At 66.8% G+C, this 17,541-nt stretch carries 17 protein-coding genes; 10 read left to right on the top strand and 7 right to left on the bottom strand.

What is annotated here, in order from left to right:
• Nucleotides 1-121: 121 nt before the first annotated feature.
• Nucleotides 122-817 (top strand): cyclic nucleotide-binding domain-containing protein, encoded by a 696-nt coding sequence (locus tag EZH22_RS25670; protein WP_203193205.1) that lies wholly within the window; start codon nucleotides 122-124, stop codon nucleotides 815-817.
• Nucleotides 818-977: 160 nt separating this feature from the next.
• Here the strand turns inward: EZH22_RS25670 and EZH22_RS25665 are convergent, their stop codons facing one another.
• Genes EZH22_RS25665 through EZH22_RS25640 form a run of 6 tightly spaced genes read right to left on the bottom strand, consistent with a single transcriptional unit; the run spans nucleotide 978 to nucleotide 6,171 of the window.
• Nucleotides 978-2,204: an ABC transporter substrate-binding protein gene (locus tag EZH22_RS25665; protein WP_203193204.1), complete on the bottom strand. Its 1,227-nt coding sequence runs from the start codon at nucleotides 2,202-2,204 to the stop codon at nucleotides 978-980.
• Between the two features lie 5 nt (nucleotides 2,205-2,209).
• The gene (locus EZH22_RS25660; RefSeq protein ID WP_203193203.1) at nucleotides 2,210-3,139 is read right to left on the bottom strand and encodes a branched-chain amino acid ABC transporter permease; all 930 of its coding nucleotides are present in this window, start codon (nucleotides 3,137-3,139) and stop codon (nucleotides 2,210-2,212) included.
• Between the two features lie 5 nt (nucleotides 3,140-3,144).
• Nucleotides 3,145-4,002: a branched-chain amino acid ABC transporter permease gene (locus tag EZH22_RS25655; protein WP_203193202.1), complete on the bottom strand. Its 858-nt coding sequence runs from the start codon at nucleotides 4,000-4,002 to the stop codon at nucleotides 3,145-3,147.
• On the bottom strand, nucleotides 4,002-4,712 hold the full coding sequence (locus tag EZH22_RS25650) for an ABC transporter ATP-binding protein (RefSeq protein ID WP_203193201.1): 711 nt from the start codon (nucleotides 4,710-4,712) through the stop codon (nucleotides 4,002-4,004). The genes EZH22_RS25655 and EZH22_RS25650 overlap by 1 nt, the downstream gene beginning before the upstream one ends.
• Nucleotides 4,709-5,497 (bottom strand): ABC transporter ATP-binding protein, encoded by a 789-nt coding sequence (locus EZH22_RS25645; protein ID WP_203193200.1) that lies wholly within the window; start codon nucleotides 5,495-5,497, stop codon nucleotides 4,709-4,711. Before EZH22_RS25645 ends, EZH22_RS25650 begins: the two co-directional genes overlap by 4 nt.
• A complete protein-coding gene (locus tag EZH22_RS25640; protein ID WP_203193199.1) occupies nucleotides 5,494-6,171 on the bottom strand; it encodes a TetR/AcrR family transcriptional regulator in 678 nt (225 codons plus the stop codon). The genes EZH22_RS25645 and EZH22_RS25640 overlap by 4 nt, the downstream gene beginning before the upstream one ends.
• A gap of 408 nt (nucleotides 6,172-6,579) precedes the next feature.
• On the opposite strand from EZH22_RS25640, the gene hutI reads away from it, so the two are divergent.
• Nucleotides 6,580-7,878 carry an imidazolonepropionase gene (hutI, locus tag EZH22_RS25635; protein WP_203193198.1) on the top strand — a complete coding sequence of 433 codons (1,299 nt, stop codon included), beginning with the start codon at nucleotides 6,580-6,582 and terminating at the stop codon, nucleotides 7,876-7,878.
• Nucleotides 7,875-8,771, top strand: a complete 897-nt coding sequence (locus tag EZH22_RS25630; protein ID WP_203193197.1) for an MBL fold metallo-hydrolase — start codon at nucleotides 7,875-7,877, stop codon at nucleotides 8,769-8,771. The genes hutI and EZH22_RS25630 overlap by 4 nt, the downstream gene beginning before the upstream one ends.
• A gap of 18 nt (nucleotides 8,772-8,789) precedes the next feature.
• Here EZH22_RS25630 and EZH22_RS25625 read toward each other — a convergent pair whose 3' ends face one another.
• Complete coding sequence (locus EZH22_RS25625) at nucleotides 8,790-9,689, bottom strand: LysR family transcriptional regulator (protein ID WP_203193196.1); 900 nt, start codon at nucleotides 9,687-9,689, stop codon at nucleotides 8,790-8,792.
• Nucleotides 9,690-9,774: 85 nt separating this feature from the next.
• Between EZH22_RS25625 and EZH22_RS25620 the strand changes: the two genes are divergently transcribed.
• The 7 genes from EZH22_RS25620 (at nucleotide 9,775) to EZH22_RS25590 (ending at nucleotide 17,148) form a co-directional block, all read left to right on the top strand.
• Complete coding sequence (locus EZH22_RS25620; protein ID WP_203193195.1) at nucleotides 9,775-10,944, top strand: aminotransferase-like domain-containing protein; 1,170 nt, start codon at nucleotides 9,775-9,777, stop codon at nucleotides 10,942-10,944.
• Nucleotides 10,945-10,946: 2 nt separating this feature from the next.
• The gene (locus EZH22_RS25615; RefSeq protein WP_203193194.1) at nucleotides 10,947-11,852 is read left to right on the top strand and encodes an AEC family transporter; all 906 of its coding nucleotides are present in this window, start codon (nucleotides 10,947-10,949) and stop codon (nucleotides 11,850-11,852) included.
• Between the two features lie 552 nt (nucleotides 11,853-12,404).
• Nucleotides 12,405-13,175, top strand: coding sequence for an IclR family transcriptional regulator (locus tag EZH22_RS25610; protein WP_203193193.1), 771 nt, complete (start codon nucleotides 12,405-12,407; stop codon nucleotides 13,173-13,175).
• Between the two features lie 16 nt (nucleotides 13,176-13,191).
• Entirely contained in the window at nucleotides 13,192-14,577 is a 1,386-nt protein-coding gene (locus EZH22_RS25605) for a dihydroorotase (RefSeq protein WP_203193192.1), read from the top strand.
• Between the two features lie 59 nt (nucleotides 14,578-14,636).
• Nucleotides 14,637-15,596, top strand: coding sequence for an ABC transporter substrate-binding protein (locus tag EZH22_RS25600; RefSeq protein ID WP_203193191.1), 960 nt, complete (start codon nucleotides 14,637-14,639; stop codon nucleotides 15,594-15,596).
• A gap of 6 nt (nucleotides 15,597-15,602) precedes the next feature.
• Entirely contained in the window at nucleotides 15,603-16,388 is a 786-nt protein-coding gene (locus tag EZH22_RS25595; RefSeq protein WP_203193190.1) for an ABC transporter ATP-binding protein, read from the top strand.
• A gap of 7 nt (nucleotides 16,389-16,395) precedes the next feature.
• A complete protein-coding gene (locus EZH22_RS25590) occupies nucleotides 16,396-17,148 on the top strand; it encodes an ABC transporter permease (protein ID WP_203193189.1) in 753 nt (250 codons plus the stop codon).
• Nucleotides 17,149-17,541 lie beyond the last annotated feature (393 nt).

Here is a 17,541-nt window from a genome sequence, read left to right as displayed (position 1 = left end):
AGCTGTGAGTATCTCGCAATTACATAATTTGTTATTGACAGTTTACATATATGTTCCTGCCAATTGACATTTATCAAGCTGCAGTTTGTTATGGCCTGCTTCGCAATCTATCGAGGGACGCATGAGGCCCGAGGACGCCGCTGCCATTCGGAACCTGCCCCTGTTTCGGGACGCGCAGGAGGAGACGTTCGGAGACCTCGTGCGTGCCGGCTTCCTCCAGCGTTTTCCGCCGGGGGTGGTCCTCATCAATGAGCGCGATCCTGCGGATTTTCTGCACGTTGTGGTGGAGGGCCTCGTGGAGATGTTCGCGACCAGCGAGGGACGTGAGACCACGATCAGCATCGTCCGACCGGTTGGAACCTTCATCCTCGCCGCCGTGCTGAACGACCAAGTCTACCTTCAGTCGGCGCGGACGCTGGAAAAATCACAGGTGCTCATGATCCCGGCCGAAATGGTGCGGGCCGCGCTTGGGACCGACCCGGCGTTCGCGCGCGCCGTTGTCACCGAGCTTGCCCGTGGCTACCGCCGCGCGATCAAGGAGGTGAAAAACCAGAAGCTGCGCAGTGGCGCAGGGCGGCTCGCCAACTGGCTGCTCAGGGAGGATGTGATTCAGGGAGCGTCTGGAGTGGTGAATCTCGGCTTCGAAAAGCGAGTTCTGTCCTCCCTCCTGGGCATGACGCCGGAGAACCTGTCCCGGGCCTTCTCGACGCTCAGGGCGCGCGGTGTCGCCGTTCAGGGCGCGCAGGTGCGGCTGACGGACAGGGAGGGGTTGGTGCGCTTTGCGCGACCGGACCTCCTCATCGATTCTGACGAGTGACGGGAAGCCAGGCGCAGGAAGCCTGGCCGATCAGGTCATGCGCCTGCGATCGCATGACCTGATTTCCACCTGTGGCACAGGGGAAAGAACTGGCCCGGATATCAAGGGCAGTCGGGCGAAGGGCGCACGGGCCACCCCGCCCGCCGGAGGCGCCCCGGCGTCACTGCTCGGCTTCGCTGGTGGTCGTGGTGAGCAGCACATCCTTGTCGCCCTGGATCTCGTAGAGCGCAAAATCACGGCTCTTGAGCATGCCGTTGGGCAGGAAGTCCGCCGAGGAGCTGGCGCCGTCGTAATTGATGTTCTTGCCTTCCGCGAGCAGCTTGGCGCCCTGCGCGAAGGTGGTCACGCGCTCGCCGGGGCCGTTGGCCACCTTCATGATGTGCTCGGCGATCTTCGGGCCTTCCGTGGACCTGGCGCTGGCGATGCCGAGCAGCAGCAGGTTCATCTCGTCATAGGCGGCGCAGCCGTAGGGATTCTGCACCTGCCCGTTGGGCTTGAGGCCGACGAGGCTCAGGTAGGCGTCGTAGGTGTCCTTGCCCACCGGTGGCACCGGCGAGCCGTGCAGGATGCCGTCCGCGGCGGTTCCCACCGCCTGCTTGAACTGCGGGCCGACGGCGAAGGACAGGGCGAAGACCTTGCCCTTGTAGCCGCCGCGCACCAGCTCGCGATAGACGGGGGTGAGGTCGGTGACGTAGCCGGCGAGGAACAGGGCCGGAGCACCGGTATTGATCAGGCGTTCCGCCTCGGCGCGGTAGGAGACCTGGTTGGGATTGTAGTAGAGCGGCTCGCCGACGATCTTGCCGCCCACCTTCTCCAGGGCCTTGCTGAAGCTGTCGCCCATGGAGGCGGCGAAGTCGTTCTTGGGGCCGGCGAAGGCGATCTTCAGCTCGCCGCGCTTGGCGGCGAGGTCGGCCAGCGCCACGCACCACGCCTTGTTGAGGGGCTGGAGGTTGTAGCACAGGCCCTTCTTGTCGCCGTTCGGCAGGGTGTCGGAGGAGCCGGTGAAGATCTGGACGACGTTGGCCTCCTGGCACAGGGGCATGATGCCGAGCGTCTCGGACGAGGCCCAGGTACCGAGGATGGCGCAGACGCGGTCGGCATCGATCATCTTGCGCGCGGCGCGCACCGCGGCCTCGGGATTGGTCTCGGAATTCTCGGAGACGAGCACGATCTGGCGGCCGAGCACGCCGCCCTGCTTGTTCACGAGCTCCACCACGGCCTTGTGCGCCTGCGCCTTCTCCGGCCCGTACGGTCCGCCACCGCCGGACAGCGGCACGAGGCTGCCGACCTTGATGGGCTCGGACTGGGCGAGGCCGTAGCGCAGGAGCGCCGGCGCAGCAACGGTAAGGGTCGATCCGGTGAGGAACAGCCTGCGGGTGAGGTCCATGACCATTATCCTTTCAATGCGGGGCGGCGGGTGGCGGGCACGACGGGCGTGTGCCTGGGCTCGGGCAGCAGCCCCTCGGGGCGGAAGCGGATGACGAGGATCAGCGCCGTGCCGATGACGATGAAGCGCAGCGCGGACACCTGCTCGGCGTCGAGGAAGCCGAGCCATGGGGTCAGGAAGCGGCTGCCCTCGTAGATGGTCACCACCGCCAGCGCCCCGACCACGGCGCCGAGCATGTTGCCGGGCCCGCCGACGATGACCGACATCCACACCAGGATCGCCACCGGCGTTGTGAAGTTGTCAGGCGTGATGGTCTGCACGTAATGCGCATAAAGCGAGCCGGCGGCAGCCATGAGCATGCTGCCGATGACGAAGGACTGGAGGCGGTAGACAAAGACGTTCTTGCCCAGCGTGGCGGGAACCAGCTCGTCCTCGCGGATGGCGCGCAGCACCCGGCCATAGGGCGTCCCGGCCAGGCGCAGCATCAGCGCCAGCGTGAGCACAGCCCCTGTCAGGACGACGCCGAGCACCATCCACGCATTGGCCGTGCGCCCGAAATCGGCGAGGACCGGGCGCGTCATGATCAGCAGCCCCTTGGGGCCGCCGGTCAGCCAGTCCTCGTTGTTGAAGATGAGCCGGACTGTCTCGGCGAAGCCCAGGGTGACGATGGCGAGGAAGTCGCCCGACAGGCGCAGGCAGAGCAGCGCCAGCGCGGCCCCGGCCAGCGCGCCGGTCGCCATCGCCACGGCGAGGCCGCCGATGAAGGGGGCGTGGAAGCTTTCCGTGGCGATGCCGCTCGCATACGCGCCGAGGCCGAAGAAGCCCACCACGCCGAAATTGACGAGCCCGGTGAGCCCGAACTGCAAGTTCAGGGCGAGCGCCAGGATGACGTAGATCCCGGCTATGGTGAGGATGGCGACGAGATAGGCATCCATGGCGCTTACTTTCGATCCACCTTGATGCCCAGGAGGCCCTGCGGGCGCAGCAGCAGCACGAGGGCGATCACCACGAAGCCGACCGCGCCTTTGTAGGTGGGCGTGAAGTGTGCGGCGGTGAGCTCCTCCGCGAGGCCGATCACGACGGCGCCGATGGCCGCTCCAAGGGGCGAGCCGAGCCCGCCGACGATGGCCGCGGCGATCACCGGTATGGCGATGGCCCAGTTGAGGTTGGGATCGATGGCAAGGTCCACGCCCACGAGCGTGCCCGACAGGCCGAACAGGGCGCCGGCGACGATCACTCCGAAGGCCTCCACCCCCGGCACCGGCAGGCCGCGCACATTGGCGAGGGAGGGATTGTCGGCCACCGCCCGCAAGGCCCGGCCGATGGGCGTGAAGGAGAGCAGCGCACCCACGGCCAGGGTGGCCACCAGCGATACGGCAATGACGAAGAGGGTCTCCTTCGGCACGCGCAGGCCGGCGAAGACCAGCGGGCCGGTGAGCGGCAGGTCGAAGCCTTTCACCTGCGCGCCGAAGCCGAAGCGGATGATGTTCTCGATCACGAAGGACAAGGCGATGGAAACGAGCAGCAGCGTGCCGCCGCTCCGACCACGCAGTGGTCGGAAGACGACCCGGTCGCTGAGGGCCACCGCGCCGGCGCACACCCCCATGGCCCCCACGCCCCCGGCCCAGAGCGGCAGGCCCAGCGGCGCGTTCAGCGTCCAGGCGGCAAAGGCGCCCACGGTGACGAAGCCGCCAGCGGCGAAATTGGCGTAGCGGAACAGGGTGAAGATCAGCGTGAAGGCGACCGCCGCCGGCGCGAGGATGGCCGCGGTGGCGAGCGCGTTGATGAACATCTGCATCAGGCGGCCTCTCCGAAGAAGAGCGCGCCGAAATCGGGCTCCTGCGCCAGCACCGCGGCGCTGCCGGCCCGCACCACCCGGCCGTCCACGAGCACCAGCGCCCGGTCTGCCCGTTCAAGCGCCGCGCGGGCGTTCTGCTCGACGATGAGGATGCCGAGGGTGGCGGCGGCGGCGAGCTGGCGCAGCACGTCCAGCATCTCGCCCACCAGCAGGGGAGAAAGGCCGGCGGTGGGCTCGTCCACCAGCAGCACGCGGGGGCGGGCCATCAGCGCCATGGCCAGCGCCACCATCTGCCGCTGGCCGCCGGAGAGGCCGCCGGCCCGCTTGTGCATATAGGGGCGCATGGTGGGCAAGAGAGCCGTCACCTCCTCGCGCCGCTGCGCGATGTCCTTGCAGCCCCAGGCACTGACCGACAGGTTCTCGCTGACCGAGAGGGTGCGGAAGACGTTGCGGTCCTGCGGCATGAACACCGCGCCCGCCTGGGCGCGCGCGGCGGGAGAAAGCGGCACCAGGTCCTTGTCGTCCAGCATGAGCGTGCCGCCGGTGACCTTCGCGACGCCGGCGATGGACTTGAGCAGGGTCGACTTGCCGGCGCCGTTGGGGCCGACGAGGGCGACCATCTCGCCGGGCGCGACCTCGAGGTCGACGCCGTGGACGATGTCGCCGCCGCCATAGCCGGCACGCAGGTTCTGAAGGCGCAGCAGGGTCATGCGGCCTGTCCCAGATAGGATTCGACGACGGCAGGATTGGCGGAGACGTGGGCGAAGCTGCCCTCCGCCAGCACGCGGCCGGTGGCCATCACCACCACCCGCGAAGCGAGGGCGCGGATGAAGCCGATATTGTGCTCGATGATCACGAAGGTCTTGCCATGCTCGCGATTGAGACGCTGGATGAGCAGCGCAATCTCATCCACCAGATGCGGCGCCACCCCGGCGGCGATCTCGTCGAGGAGGATGGTGTCCGCCTCCGCCATCAGGCAGCGGGCCATCTCCAGCAGCTTCTTCTGCCCGCCCGACAGGTTGGACGCGAGCTTGGCCTCGTGGTCCGAAAGGGAGACCAGGGCCAGGACCTCGCGGGCCCGCTCGGTGGCCGCCCGCTCGTCTCGGCGCGTGGCGGCCGGACGGAAGAGCGCGCCGGTGAGCGTCTCGCCGGCATTGGCGGGGGCGGCGAGGAGCACGTTCTCCAGGACCGTGAGCTTGTCCAGCTCGCGGGCGAGCTGGAAGGTGCGCACCAGCCCCAGCCGGGCGAGGCGGTGGGGCGGAAGGCCGGTCGCCTCCGTGCCGTTCACCACCAGGCGGCCGGCATCGGGCTTGAGCACGCCGGACATGAGGTTGAAGAGGGTCGTCTTGCCGGCGCCGTTGGGGCCGATGAGACCGAGAATCTGTCCCGGCTCCACGAGGAAGGAGACGCCATCCACGACGGTGACGCCGCTGAAACGCTTGGTGAGCCCGTTGGCTTCGATGCGCGGCGGGGCGCTGGCGGGAGTTTCGTTCATGGCCGCCGCCGTGCCGAGCTTGTCCGCGGCTTGGCGGCGGCGAGGCTTTCCCGTTCGAGAATGGTCCGTACCGCGTCCACCAGCATGGCCAGCACGTCGCGCACGCGGGCCTCGTCGCGATGGATGTTGTCCTGGATGCGCAGCCCGCGCAGGGTGGAGACGATGAGGGTGATGACCACGTGGATGCGCTCGGGCGGCAGCCCGGACACGTGGAACGCCTTGACGCCCAGATCCTCGTAGGATCGGAACAGGTCCGTGAGGATCTGCTCCACCGCCTCGCCCACCCGCGTGTCACGGCCGGTGACCATCAGGTCGAGCATGGTGACGAGCGCATTGGCCCGGAACACGTCTTCGTAGAGACGCTCGACGAAGGTCGCGACATCCGTCCGCCCCGCGCTCATGTCGTCGGCGAGCGCCGCCACAATGTCCTGCGCTCGCCGCCAGAAATGGGCGGCGGTGTCGATGATGAGCTCATCCCGCGTCGGATAGTGATGCAACATCGCGCCGCGGGAGACGCCACATCTCTGCGCGATGGCGGCGGCGGATGCCGCGTTCACCCCCACCTCGGCGATGAGTTCCTCGGTGGCGGCGCGCAGCCGGGCCCGCATGGCGGCGCCTTTCAGCTCGCGGCCGTCGGCGCTCTCGCCGGGATGTCTGAGGAGGATGGTTTCCATGGTCAAAGCCTGACATGTGGCGGCCGAGGCCGCGCGCAAAAAAGTCAGTCATGACTGCTTGTTTTATGCGCAGCCGTCGCCGGTCCTTGGGCGCTAACTCGCCCGTCGCCGAAAACGGTTCGCTGCGTTGCGGTCTTGGTGGCGCGGGTCGCAGTCCGGCGTGTGGCCAACATTTGTTCATCATAGAAATGATGGGCGTTAAATCATCGGTTCGACATATATAAATCGTGACTTTTGCATGGATTTGGGGGAAGAAAATCTTATTGATTCGTGAAAAGAAAGAATAAAAATAATTTAAGCATATTTGATGCCCCGCGATGCGCCGTGTACATCGTATCCGGGCTTGGCGCGAGATCGTTTCCTTACCATTCGCAGAAGTTGTCGCGCCGCAGGCATGGAGAGAAAAAGTTGCTCGTTCGGGAAACGCCGGCTGAGGAAAAGCCGACCCTGGCGGCGCCCGCCGACCTCGTGATCCTTGGTGCCGCGCAGGTCGTGCTGTGCGATCCCGGCCGTCCGGACGGGGTCGGCGTCGTGGACGGCGGCGCCGTTGCGGTCCGCGGCGAGGAGATCGTGGCGGCGGGGCCGGCGGCGGAAATCCTGGCCCTGATCGGGGCGCACACGCAGATCGTGGATGCGCGCGGCGGCGTCGTCACGCCTGGGCTGGTGGATTGCCATACCCACCTGGTGTTCGAGGGTGACCGCTCCGGCGAATATTTCCACCGCACCCGCGGGCTCGACGACGCCGGCCTGACCGCCGCCGGCCTCTCCTGGGGCGTGCCGGCCTCCCGGCCCGCCAATGCCGGCCTGCCGCCGGACCGCCTCGCCGAGGCGGCGCTGCGGCGCGCCCGGAGCATGCTCGCCTGCGGCACCACCACCATCGAGACCAAGTCCGGCTACGGGCTCGACCACGACAGCGACCTCGCGTCACTGGAGGCGGCGCGGCTGGTCGCGCAGGCCACCGGCGTCGAGATCGTCGGCACCTATCTCGGCGCCCATGCCCGGCCGAAGGAGGGGGCGGCGCGCTATCTGGACCGGATGATCGCCGACACCATCCCGGCGGTCGCCGAGGGCGGGCTCGCGGAATTCTGCGATGTCTACGTGGACCCCGACGTGTTCACTCTCGACGAGTGCCGCCGGGTGCTCGCCGCCGCGAGCGACGTGGGGCTTGTCGCCAAGCTGCACACCGATGCGCGCGTCAACGTGGGCGGCGCGCGCCTTGCGGCCGAGGTCGGCGCCGCCTCTGTCGACCATGGCAACATGCTGAGCGACGCCGACCTGCGCGTGCTGGCGGATGCCGGCACCAGCGTCGCCGTCTTCCCCGGCTTCGACTGGGCGGTGAACCACCCCCGGCCGGTGAATGCGCGCCGCTTCGCCTGCTCGGGCGTGAACGTGGCGCTCGCCACAGACTTGTGCCCCGTGTGCTGGCACCTGTCCCAGCAGGTGACCATGGGCTTCGCCTGCCGTCTCTCGGGCCTGTCGCCGGAGGCGGCGCTGCTGGGTGTCACCCTCAACGCCGCGAAGGCGATCCGGCGCGATAACCGCATCGGCTCCATCGCGCCCGGCAAGCAGGCGGACCTGGTGGTGTTCGATGTGCCGGATTTCCGCCAGCTCGCATTCCGCTTCGGCACGAATGCGGCGGCGGTCGTGATCAAGAAAGGCCGCGTCCTCCTGGACGCGATGGCGGTCAACCCGAGGGACGGACGATGAAGGACAGGAGCAGCGAGGGGTTGTGGGCATGGCGGCAGCCGGAGAACCACAACCACATGATCGGGCTTCAGGAGAAGGGGCCGACGGCGTCCGGCGACGGGTCCATCGAGCTTGCCTTCTTCGGCGGCTCGGCCTTCCGCATCACGACGCCGGCCGGGCTCACCTTGATGCTCGACCCCTGGCGCAACCCGCCCTGGGGAACGTGGGACTGGTACCTCTACGACTTCCCGAAGACGCAGGTGGACGTGGCCCTCTCCACCCATGCCCATTTCGACCATGACGGCCTGCATCAGCTCAGCGCCAACGTCATCCTGGACCGGCTGATCGGCACCTACAGCTTTGCCGACGTCACCATCACCGGCATCGCCGACAAGCACGTGAGCGATAGCCGGCACAATGCCTATGACTGGGCGGAAATGACCCGCCGCCTGACCCATGTGGGCACGACGCCTCCCGACAACTGGCGCTCGTTCGACAATTGTCTCCTCATCGTGGAGGTGGCGGGCCTCCGGATCCTGCATTGGGGCGACAACCGTCCGAACCCGCCGTCGAGCGTGTGGGACAAGCTGGGCGAGATCGACATCCTGCTGCTGCCGGTGGACGGCTCGCAGCACGTGCTGAGCTATGCCCAGGCGGATGCGGTGGCGGATAGGCTGAAGGCGCGCCTCATCGTGCCCCATCACTACGGCATCTGGGACGTGACGACGCGAGGGTCCACCCTGCTGCCCCCCGACGCGTGGGTGAACACGCGCCCGGACGCCATCTGGGCCGAGGCCGGCGCGGTGCGGCTCGATCCTGCTTTCGTCAAGGCGCAGGCGGGCCGCGTCTTCTGCTTCGGGGAGAAGGTCGCCTTTGACAAGCCAGACATGAAGGCCGCGCCGAAGGGCGCGTGAGGCGCCGAGGCTCGCCGCTCAGCGGTCGAGGGTCCGTTCGGCGGCCATGCGCCAGACGATTTCGGCCGCATGGGAGGCGAAGCTCCCCGCGCGGCGGGCGAGGCATATGGTGCGGGGAAAGCTCGGCTCAAGCGGCGTCACCGTCACCCCGGCATGGGTCTGCGGCACCGCGGTTTCCGCGATGATCGACACCCCCATGCCGGCCCGCACCAGGGCAAGGATCGAGGTGATCTGCTGGATCGAATGGCGGATCATGGGCTCGTGGCCGCCGCGGGCGAACCAAGCGCGCACCAGCGGCTCGCTGCCGCCCTTGGTCATGATGAAGGGAGCCGCGGCCAGCGTCGGCGCGTCGAGCGTCCTGCGCCGGGCCAGCGGATCGCCCGTCCGCACCAGCGCCATCAGGTGATCCTGCTTGAGAGGCAGCAGCTCGAGGTCCGGATCCCCGGTCTCCACGATGGTGGCAAAATCGACGAGGCCGTCATGGAGCGCCTGCAGGGTGGGCTGATCGGTGGTCTCGGTGATCTCGATCTGGAGCTTGCGATAACGCTGGCTCACCGCCGCCACGAGCTGCGGCAGGATGTGGGTGGACGCTGACGCGCCGAAGGAGGCGATGCGCACGAGGCCGTCGCCCTGCGCCCTGCAATCCTCCAGGCGGCGCGCCGTCAGGCGGGCGAGCTCTTCCTGCCGCTCGGCATGTTCAGCCAGGATGCGGCCTTCCGCCGTGAGCACCATGGGCCGGCGGCCGCGGATGACGAGGGACACGCCGCAGATCTCCTCGGCGCGGACGATGGCCTTGCTCGCCGCCGGCTGGCTGACGTCGAGGGCCCGGGCCGCCTCGGTCAGGTTGCCGAGCCGCGCCACGAGGGGCAACAGCCGCATGGCAAGCAGGGGAACGGCATCGAAGGGAGCGGCGGCCATCTGAATAACTAACAGTTATTGGATTATGCCACTTCATTCTGCACAAGAATAAGCCTGTCGTCATCCGAAACGTCCGGTCTGCCCCGTGAAAATCGCTCTCAACCCGTTCATCGCCGGTATTCCCGCCAATCCCCTGCGCGCCCTTTTCCCCTTCGCGGCGCGGCCGGGCATGCTCAATCTGGCCAGCGGCCATCCCTCCCGCGACGCCTACGATCACGAGGGCCTCGCGGAGGCGCTGGCGACGGCGGGTGCCGATTTCCCGGCCTGGACCTACGGCCCGAGCGCCGGCGATCCGCTGCTCCTGGCGGCCCTTCAGGAGCACGTGGCCGAGGTCCCCGCCGGCCATCGCCTGCTGGTCACCTCCGGCGCGCAGCAGGGCATCGACCTCGCCATCCGCACGCTGGCGCCGCCCGGCGCTACGGTGCTGGTGCCGGAGCCGGTCTATCCGGCGGTCCTCTCGGCCTGCGCAGCGGTTGGCGTGCGCGCCGTGGGGTATCGCACCGATGCGGCCGATGCGGCCATGGCGGGGCTCGCCGAGGCCTTGGCCGCTGCCCCCGACGTGCGCGCCCTCTACGCCCTCCCGACCTTCGGCAATCCCACCGGCGAGACCCTCGACCAGGCGCAGCGGCTGGCGATGCTCGCTCTGTGCGCGCGGCGAAGTATCCCCATCATCGAGGACGATCCGTACCGCGCCCTGTGGTTCCGCGCCCCGCCGCCATCCAGCCTCATGGCGCTGGCGCCGCAGGTGCCCGGCGCTGTGGTCATCCATCTCGGCAGTCTGTCCAAGATCATCTCGCCTGGGCTGCGCCTCGGCTGGGCCATCGCGCCGGATGCCGTCGCCGGACCCATGCAGGAGGCGCGTCAGGCGAGCGACCTCCAGCCCAATTCGCTGGCGCAGCGCGTGGCGCTGCATTACCTGCGCCTCGGACGGCTCGACGCCCATGTGGTGCGCGTGCGGGCCCTGTACGCGGCCCGCCACGATGCCCTGGCCGGGCGCCTGGCCGGCGCCGGCTTCGACGTGCCGAAGGTCGAAGGCGGGATGTTCGTGTTCGCGCGGATGCCCGACGAGGCCGTCCGCGACGGCCTGTTCGAACGGGCGGTGGCCAACGGCGTGATGTTCGCGCCGGGACCGGCCTTCTCGCTCCGCCCGGGAGATGTGGCCTTCGCGGAGCGGATGCGCCTGTGTTTCGTCGGGCTTTCCGATGCCCATGTCCTGGAGGCCGCGGACCGCCTCATCGCGGTGGTGAGAGGCTGATCATGTTCCAGATCCTCATCGCGCTGCTGCCCGATTTCAGCCTGATCGCCCTCGGCGGCGCCTTGCGCCTGACCTTGTCGCCGGACGCCTGGAAGGGCATCGACAAGCTGAATTTCCAGGTGCTTTTCCCGGCGCTGATCTTCACCGCGGCGCTCAGCAAGGCGCCGGATGCGGGCGACGTGCTGGTGGTCGGCGTCGGGGTCTGGCTGATCATCGGCCTGGGCTTCTGCCTCGCCTGGCCGTTGCGGTCGCTGGGCCCCGAGCGCTTCCTCGACTTCGCCGGCCTGTGGCAGACGGCCTGGCGCTTCAACACGGCGCTGGCCTTCGTGGCCGTGCAGACCCTGCCCGAGACGCATCGCGCCCTCATGTCCATCGCCATCGGCATGGCGGTGCCGCTCGCCAACGTGCTCGCCATCGGCGCGCTGTCGCGCGGGCATGCCCTGTCCCTGCCGAAGATGATCCGCCAGATCGTGACCAATCCCTTCTTCGTCGCAAGCGTCGCGGGGATGGCGCTCTCGATGCTGCGGGTGGACCTGTCTCCGCTCCTGCTCAAGCCGGTGCGGATGCTGGCGATGGCGGCGATCCCCATCGCGCTCCTGTCCATCGGCGCATCGCTGAACTGGCGGGCGCTCGCCAGGGTCAACCGCTTCTCCGTCGCCCTCAACGCCATCAAGCTGCTGATCCTTCCCGCCGCCACATGGGCGCTGGCCACGGCCATCGGGATCGATCCGGTCCGCACCACCGTGCTGACCCTCTTCGCCGCCTTGCCGACGGCCTCCGCGGCCCATGTCCTCGCGTCCGTCTTCGGTGCCGACCGGGAGGCGGTCGCCACCCTCATCGCCCAGTCCACGCTGATCGGTTGCGTCAGCCTCCCCATGTGGCTGGTGTTCCTGAACGGGGCCGCGTGACAGGTTCCTACCTGATCCGGGACACCTCCACGCCTCCCCATCGGCCCCGCCACGCCGCGCATCCTGGGAAGCCCTGACGGTGGCGCCGGATGAAAGCCATGGCGATCGCCGCGAAGCCGCGCGTTGTCTCGGCCTCGATCGCACGACCTTTTGCAATCGGCTGAGGCCCCACGGGCTTCTCGGGTTCGGCAGGGACGGGCGGGCGTAACCGTCCGGATCGAAGATCGCGGTTTCCGCCTGCCGAACGGCCTCGTGCGGCCCGACGCGGTCATGGGTGGCATCGCCGGACGCAGAGGCCCGGCGGCCCGGAAAACGCGGCAACGCACCGGGTATGCGGGCCGAGCGCAGCGGAGCGGGGGCGCATCGCGGCATTTTACTTCCACCGGCGCGACGAGATCTCGGACCCGGTCGATCTTCAAGGCCTGGGTGGCTGTCTTCCCCGTAACCGAGAGCCTCCGCGCCAATCTGACAAAATTGTTGCGAGCGCCAATTGACGCTAGGCGGAACCACTGCGATTATATTTGAAACACACGTTCCAATATTCAGAACATCATGGACAGCACCACACTCAAGGCATTGAAAATTCTTGAAACCCTCGTCAGAGGCGGGCGCCCACGCGGCATTTCCGATCTCTCCAGGGAAATCGGCTTGCCGAAAAGCAATATTCATCGCGCGCTTACGACGCTCGAAGCCGCGGAATATGTGCGCAGGACTTCGGAAAGCACCTACACCCCGACGCTCAAGCTGTGGGAGTTGGGCCTTGAGGTCATGGCGCAGGTCGACATCCGCGCCATTGCGGCGCCGCATCTGAAGGCCCTCGTCGCCGAGACGGGCGAGTCTGTCATCCTTGCCGTGCTGGACGGTCACGACGTCGTCTATGTCGACAAGGCTGAGTCAGGTCACGCGATCCAGGCCATCACGCACGTGGGAAGTCGAATTCCGGCTTATTCCGTCGGTACCGGCAAGGCGATGCTGGCGTTCGCGTCGGAGGCTCTCCAGGCGGAGGTTGCAGCCCGAGCGGTGGCTCACACGTCCTCGACCATCGTTGGGGAGGACGCGCTGCGCAACGAATTCGCCGCCATCCGCGCCCGCGGCTACGCGATCAACCGTGGCGAGTTTCGCGATGAGGTCTCGGGCGTCGCCGCGCCCATCCTGGACGGCAGCGGTGCTGTCATCGGCGGCGTTGGCGTGTGGGGACCGGACCAGCGGTTCTCGTCCAAGCTCGATGTCCTCGGCGTGTCTGTCCTTGCCTGCGCGAGGCGCATTTCCGCGGAGTTCGGCGCGAAGGCCGCTTCTCTCCCGATTTCTCGCAAGTCCAAGTAAAGGGAAGGTCATTCACATGTCGGATATCGATCTCGTGCTCGCTGGAGGCAAGGTTATGTCCCCCGGCGGCTTGATCGACGCATCGATCGGCGTCCAGAACGGACAGATCGCGTTTGTCTCCACCCACCAATGGACGCCGCCGGCCCGCGAGGTAATCGAGCTCGAAGGCAGGGTGGTCGTGCCTGGATTCATCGACACCCACGTCCACTTCCGCGATCCCGGGCTGACCTACAAGGAGGACTTCACCTCGGGCACGCGCGCCGCCGTTGCCGGAGGCATTACCACCGTTGTGGATATGCCCAACAATAAGCCCGCGATCAACACGAGCGAAGCTTTTCGGGCGAAGCGCGACGATGTCGGCACCAAGTCATTGGTCGATTTTGCATTGTATGCCGGCGCGACGAAGCTCGACCAGATCCCATTGATGCTGCGCGACGGCGCCATCGGTGTGAAGATCTTCATGGTCGCCGACCCGAAGTCCGGATATCCTCATGATCCGGAGCTGTTTACCGGCGACGACGGCATGCTCTACGACACCCTCAAGCTGTCCAAGGCCGAGGGTACATTTTGCGCCGTGCATCCCACCAACCAGGAGATCTTCGCTCACGAATCGAAGAAGCGCTGGGCGGCCGGAACAACGACGCCGGACGACTTTTTGCCGGCCTATTTTGGCGAGAACTTCGTCTCCGATCACACCGCCATCGCAACGCTCATCGAGATGGTCCGTGCCTGCCAGGCGCGCGTCCACATCCTGCACCTGCGGTCGGGAGCCGGAATTCTCCAGCTTCACCGGGCTCAGCAAGATGGCCTGCCGCTGACCATCGAGGTTAATCCCAAATACGTCCTGCATACCGCCGATGACATGAAGCGGCTCGGGCCGCTGTGCACGCCCTACGGCTTGCCGGATGAGGAGCGATTCAAGATCCTGCGTGACATCGAGCGGGGATGGGTCGACATCCTGGGCAGCGATCATGCGCCCCATACCCGCGAGGAACTGCTGCCGGGCTGGCAGGACGCCTGGAAGATCCCCTTCGGCAACCCGCAGCTCGACCACTTCGTCTCGGGCCTGCTCACCTATGTCGCAGAGGGCGTGCTCAGCCTGCCGACACTGGTCCGCACGCTGAGCGAGAATCCGGCGAAGCTCATCGGCCTCTATCCCCGCAAGGGCGTCATCCAGGCCGGTTCAGACGCCGATTTCGCGGTGCTGGACCTGAATGCCAAGGGTGTCTTCTCCGACGAGGGCGTGCAGACCAAGGTGGGCTGGTCGCCTTTCACCGGCCGCGCCTTCACCGGCAAGCCGGTCATGACCATCTCGCGCGGGAAGGTCGTTATGCGAGACGGTGTGGTGACGGGCGAGCCCGGCTGGGGCCGGTTCGTCGACGGCCACGCTCTGCGCAACTAACAACAACCCACTTCCAGAGGATCGTGAAAATGTGGAAGCAGACACGCCGCCAAGCGATCATGACCCTCGCGTCCCTGGCCATGCTCCCATCGCATGGCCAGGCCGCCGTCCAGAAGGTGCGGGTGGCCAACGGCACCACCCTGGACATTCTGAGCATCCCGGACGTGCGCACCTTCGAGCACTTCCTGAAGCAAAGCACCGGCATCCCGAGCGAGGTGACCTACCTGCCAGGGGCGGTGCGGGCGATCCAGGCCATCATCGCCGACCAGGCCGACGTCGGCATTGCCACGCTCAATGCGGGCCTTGCCGCTGTGCTGCAGCAGCAGGACATCGTGGTCTTCGCCCTCGCCTCCGGCGCGCGCCCCTACCTGGTGATGACCGCCCAGGACGGGCTCGGCAGCCTCAAGGCGCTCGAAGGGCGTACCGTCGGCGTCATCTCGCTCGTGGATTCTACCTACTATCTGCCCGTGATGCAGATGCGGGCCGAGGGGGTGGACCCATCCAAGGTCCGCTGGCAGCCCGTGGGAGGAGGGGCTGGGCGCGGCAATGCGCTTATCTCCGGCGGCATCCAGGCCGCCTCCTTCCAAGTGGGCCAGGCACTCGACCTGACGCAGAAAGGCGCGTTCAGGATCATTGATCCGCCATCCCACAACATGGACCTCATCTTCAAGGCGTTCTGGGCGAGGCGGTCGTTCCTGGAGGCCAATCCCCAGCTCGCCACCGAGATCGTGAAAGCCCACCTGCTCGCCACCCGCGAGGCGCTCGACAAGGCGGCTTTCCTGAAGGTCGCGACGCCCATGCTCGCGCCCATGGCGGAGAGCACCATCTCGCAAGCCTATGACATCCTCGTCCGGATGGGCGTCTGGGACCCCAACGACGACTTGCTCAATCCCAAGGCCGGGGATGAGACCGTCGCCCAAATGGTCAAGTACGGCATCATCGACCGGGAGATTTCCTTCGACCGCTGGGCGACCGATCGCTTCGTCAAAGAAGCGGTCGCGGTGGTGGGCAGGAGATAGACCGCGATGGCGCACCTGGTGGCAAGCGGTGTCGGCAAGCAGTTCGCAATTCGTGGGCGGAACGGCGTGGAGGTCGCCGACATCCTCAAGGGCGTGGATCTCGAGGTGGGTGATAACGAGTTCGTCTCCATCGTGGGGGCGAGCGGTTCCGGCAAGACCACGTTCCTGCGCATCGTCGCCGGCCTGGCCCAGGCCGATGCCGGATCCGTCAAAGTCAACGGCAAGACGGTGTCGGGTCCCGGACCGGAGCGGGCGATGGTGTTTCAGGCCATCAACCTGCTGCCGTGGCGGAATGTCGTCGGAAACGTGGAGTTCGGCCTGGAGCTCCAGAAGGTGCCGGAGGCGGAACGCCGGGCGCGTGCCGAGCGTTTCATCGAGCTCGTGGGGCTGGGGCGACACCGGCATGCCTATCCGCACGAGTTGTCCGGCGGCATGCAGCAGCGCGTCGGCATTGCCCGCGCCCTCGCCACGGATCCGGCGCTGCTGCTGATGGACGAGCCCTTCGGCAGCCTGGACGCCCAGACGGCCGAATTCCTTTGGGACGAGCTGTCAAAGATCGTCGCGGAAACCCGCAAGTCCGTGCTGTTCGTCACGCACCATATCGACGAAGCGATCTATCTCTCCGACCGGGTTGTGGTCCTGGGCGGGAGCCCGGCCGGCGTCAGGGAAGTCATCGCCATCGATTTTCCCAAGCCGCGCTGGGCCTACGACGTCCGTGCGGACCCGAGGTTCGCCGAGTTCCGGGCGCGGCTGCGCGCCCACATCTTCCACCCGAACACCAGCCAGGAGTGAGGAGCACATGGCCAACAAGTGGGCGCTGCGCGCCGCGTCCCTCGCGGTCGTCGGCGTGACGTGGCAGATCGTGGGCAGCAGGCTCAACCCCATCTTCCTCTCGACCCCGACCGCCGTCTTCAAGGCGGGGGTGGCCTTGGTGGCAAACGGTGAGCTGCCGGCGGCGATGCTGGTGAGCCTCGGCGTGGTGTTTGCCGGCTTCGGTGTCGCAATCCTCGTCGGCGTTCCACTGGGGCTCGCCATGGGGCGGTCGCGCACCGTCGAATATCTGCTCGACCCTTACGTGAACGCGCTTTACGTGGTTCCGCGGATCGCGCTGATCCCGTTGATCATCGTGTGGCTGGGGCTCGGGATCCCTGCGCAAATTGCCGTTGTGTTCGGCACCAGCGTGTTTCCCATTCTGATCAGCACGCACACGGGCGTGCGCAACGTCAGCTCAAACCTGATCGAGACGGCGCGCTCCTTCGGCGCGGGAGAGAGCGAGCTCGTGCGCAAGATCATCCTTCCGGCGAGCGTGCCCTTCATCATGTCCGGGCTGCGTCTCGGCATCGGACAGGCCATCATCGGCATGATCGTGGCGCAGATGTTTCTCGGCATCTCCGGCATGGGCTTCATGCTCGTGAACTACGGCAACCAGTTCGCGACGAACTATGTGTTCGTGATCGTGGTCGCGCTCGCCGTGCTCGGCGTCTTGCTGACGGAGATGGTCCGTCTCCTGGAAAGCCGGTTTTCCCACTGGCGACAGGCGCCGCCACGCTAGGTTGCATGCCAAACCGATGTCTTGGCGAGGTCGGCCCAACCCGGTAATTTCTCGGATGTTCTGACACTCCAAAAGACTTTGGCCAGGGCCACAGCATCGATGCGATCTTTGAGCAGATCGCATTTTCGTCCCATGTCTTTGGAAAGCGGGTGCCGGAAGGATGGACAATAAGTAGAAAAACTTATTGAATATCAATGATATAATCATAACATATATTTACAGGTACCAGCAGATCGCGGCGTTGGCTCCTGGATGGCCCCTTTGGGGATTTGCCGGGATCAGGGGGGGATTGGGCGGGATCGGGCGCGAAGCCGCTGGGCTGGTCTTCACCAGTTTCTCTTTGGGAGGGTCGCATGAAAGACCATGCCTCGTCCTCCTTGCCGAAGCACACGA

This window comes from Xanthobacter dioxanivorans (assembly GCF_016807805.1).
In the GTDB taxonomy this organism is placed as follows: domain Bacteria; phylum Pseudomonadota; class Alphaproteobacteria; order Rhizobiales; family Xanthobacteraceae; genus Xanthobacter; species Xanthobacter dioxanivorans.
The sequence above is the reverse complement of the archived record's forward strand: the minus strand, read 5'-3'. Positions and strand labels throughout refer to the sequence as shown.

Coding starts and splice junctions, on each gene's coding strand:
- EZH22_RS25670 (WP_203193205.1), top strand. CDS start 122: ATGAGGCCCGAGGACGCCGCTGCCATTCGGAACCTGCCCCTGTTTCGG.
- EZH22_RS25665 (WP_203193204.1), bottom strand. CDS start 2,204: ATGGACCTCACCCGCAGGCTGTTCCTCACCGGATCGACCCTTACCGTT.
- EZH22_RS25660 (WP_203193203.1), bottom strand. CDS start 3,139: ATGGATGCCTATCTCGTCGCCATCCTCACCATAGCCGGGATCTACGTC.
- EZH22_RS25655 (WP_203193202.1), bottom strand. CDS start 4,002: ATGCAGATGTTCATCAACGCGCTCGCCACCGCGGCCATCCTCGCGCCG.
- EZH22_RS25650 (WP_203193201.1), bottom strand. CDS start 4,712: ATGACCCTGCTGCGCCTTCAGAACCTGCGTGCCGGCTATGGCGGCGGC.
- EZH22_RS25645 (WP_203193200.1), bottom strand. CDS start 5,497: ATGAACGAAACTCCCGCCAGCGCCCCGCCGCGCATCGAAGCCAACGGG.
- EZH22_RS25640 (WP_203193199.1), bottom strand. CDS start 6,171: ATGGAAACCATCCTCCTCAGACATCCCGGCGAGAGCGCCGACGGCCGC.
- EZH22_RS25630 (WP_203193197.1), top strand. CDS start 7,875: ATGAAGGACAGGAGCAGCGAGGGGTTGTGGGCATGGCGGCAGCCGGAG.
- EZH22_RS25625 (WP_203193196.1), bottom strand. CDS start 9,689: ATGGCCGCCGCTCCCTTCGATGCCGTTCCCCTGCTTGCCATGCGGCTG.
- EZH22_RS25615 (WP_203193194.1), top strand. CDS start 10,947: ATGTTCCAGATCCTCATCGCGCTGCTGCCCGATTTCAGCCTGATCGCC.
- EZH22_RS25610 (WP_203193193.1), top strand. CDS start 12,405: ATGGACAGCACCACACTCAAGGCATTGAAAATTCTTGAAACCCTCGTC.
- EZH22_RS25605 (WP_203193192.1), top strand. CDS start 13,192: ATGTCGGATATCGATCTCGTGCTCGCTGGAGGCAAGGTTATGTCCCCC.
- EZH22_RS25600 (WP_203193191.1), top strand. CDS start 14,637: ATGACCCTCGCGTCCCTGGCCATGCTCCCATCGCATGGCCAGGCCGCC.
- EZH22_RS25595 (WP_203193190.1), top strand. CDS start 15,603: ATGGCGCACCTGGTGGCAAGCGGTGTCGGCAAGCAGTTCGCAATTCGT.
- EZH22_RS25590 (WP_203193189.1), top strand. CDS start 16,396: ATGGCCAACAAGTGGGCGCTGCGCGCCGCGTCCCTCGCGGTCGTCGGC.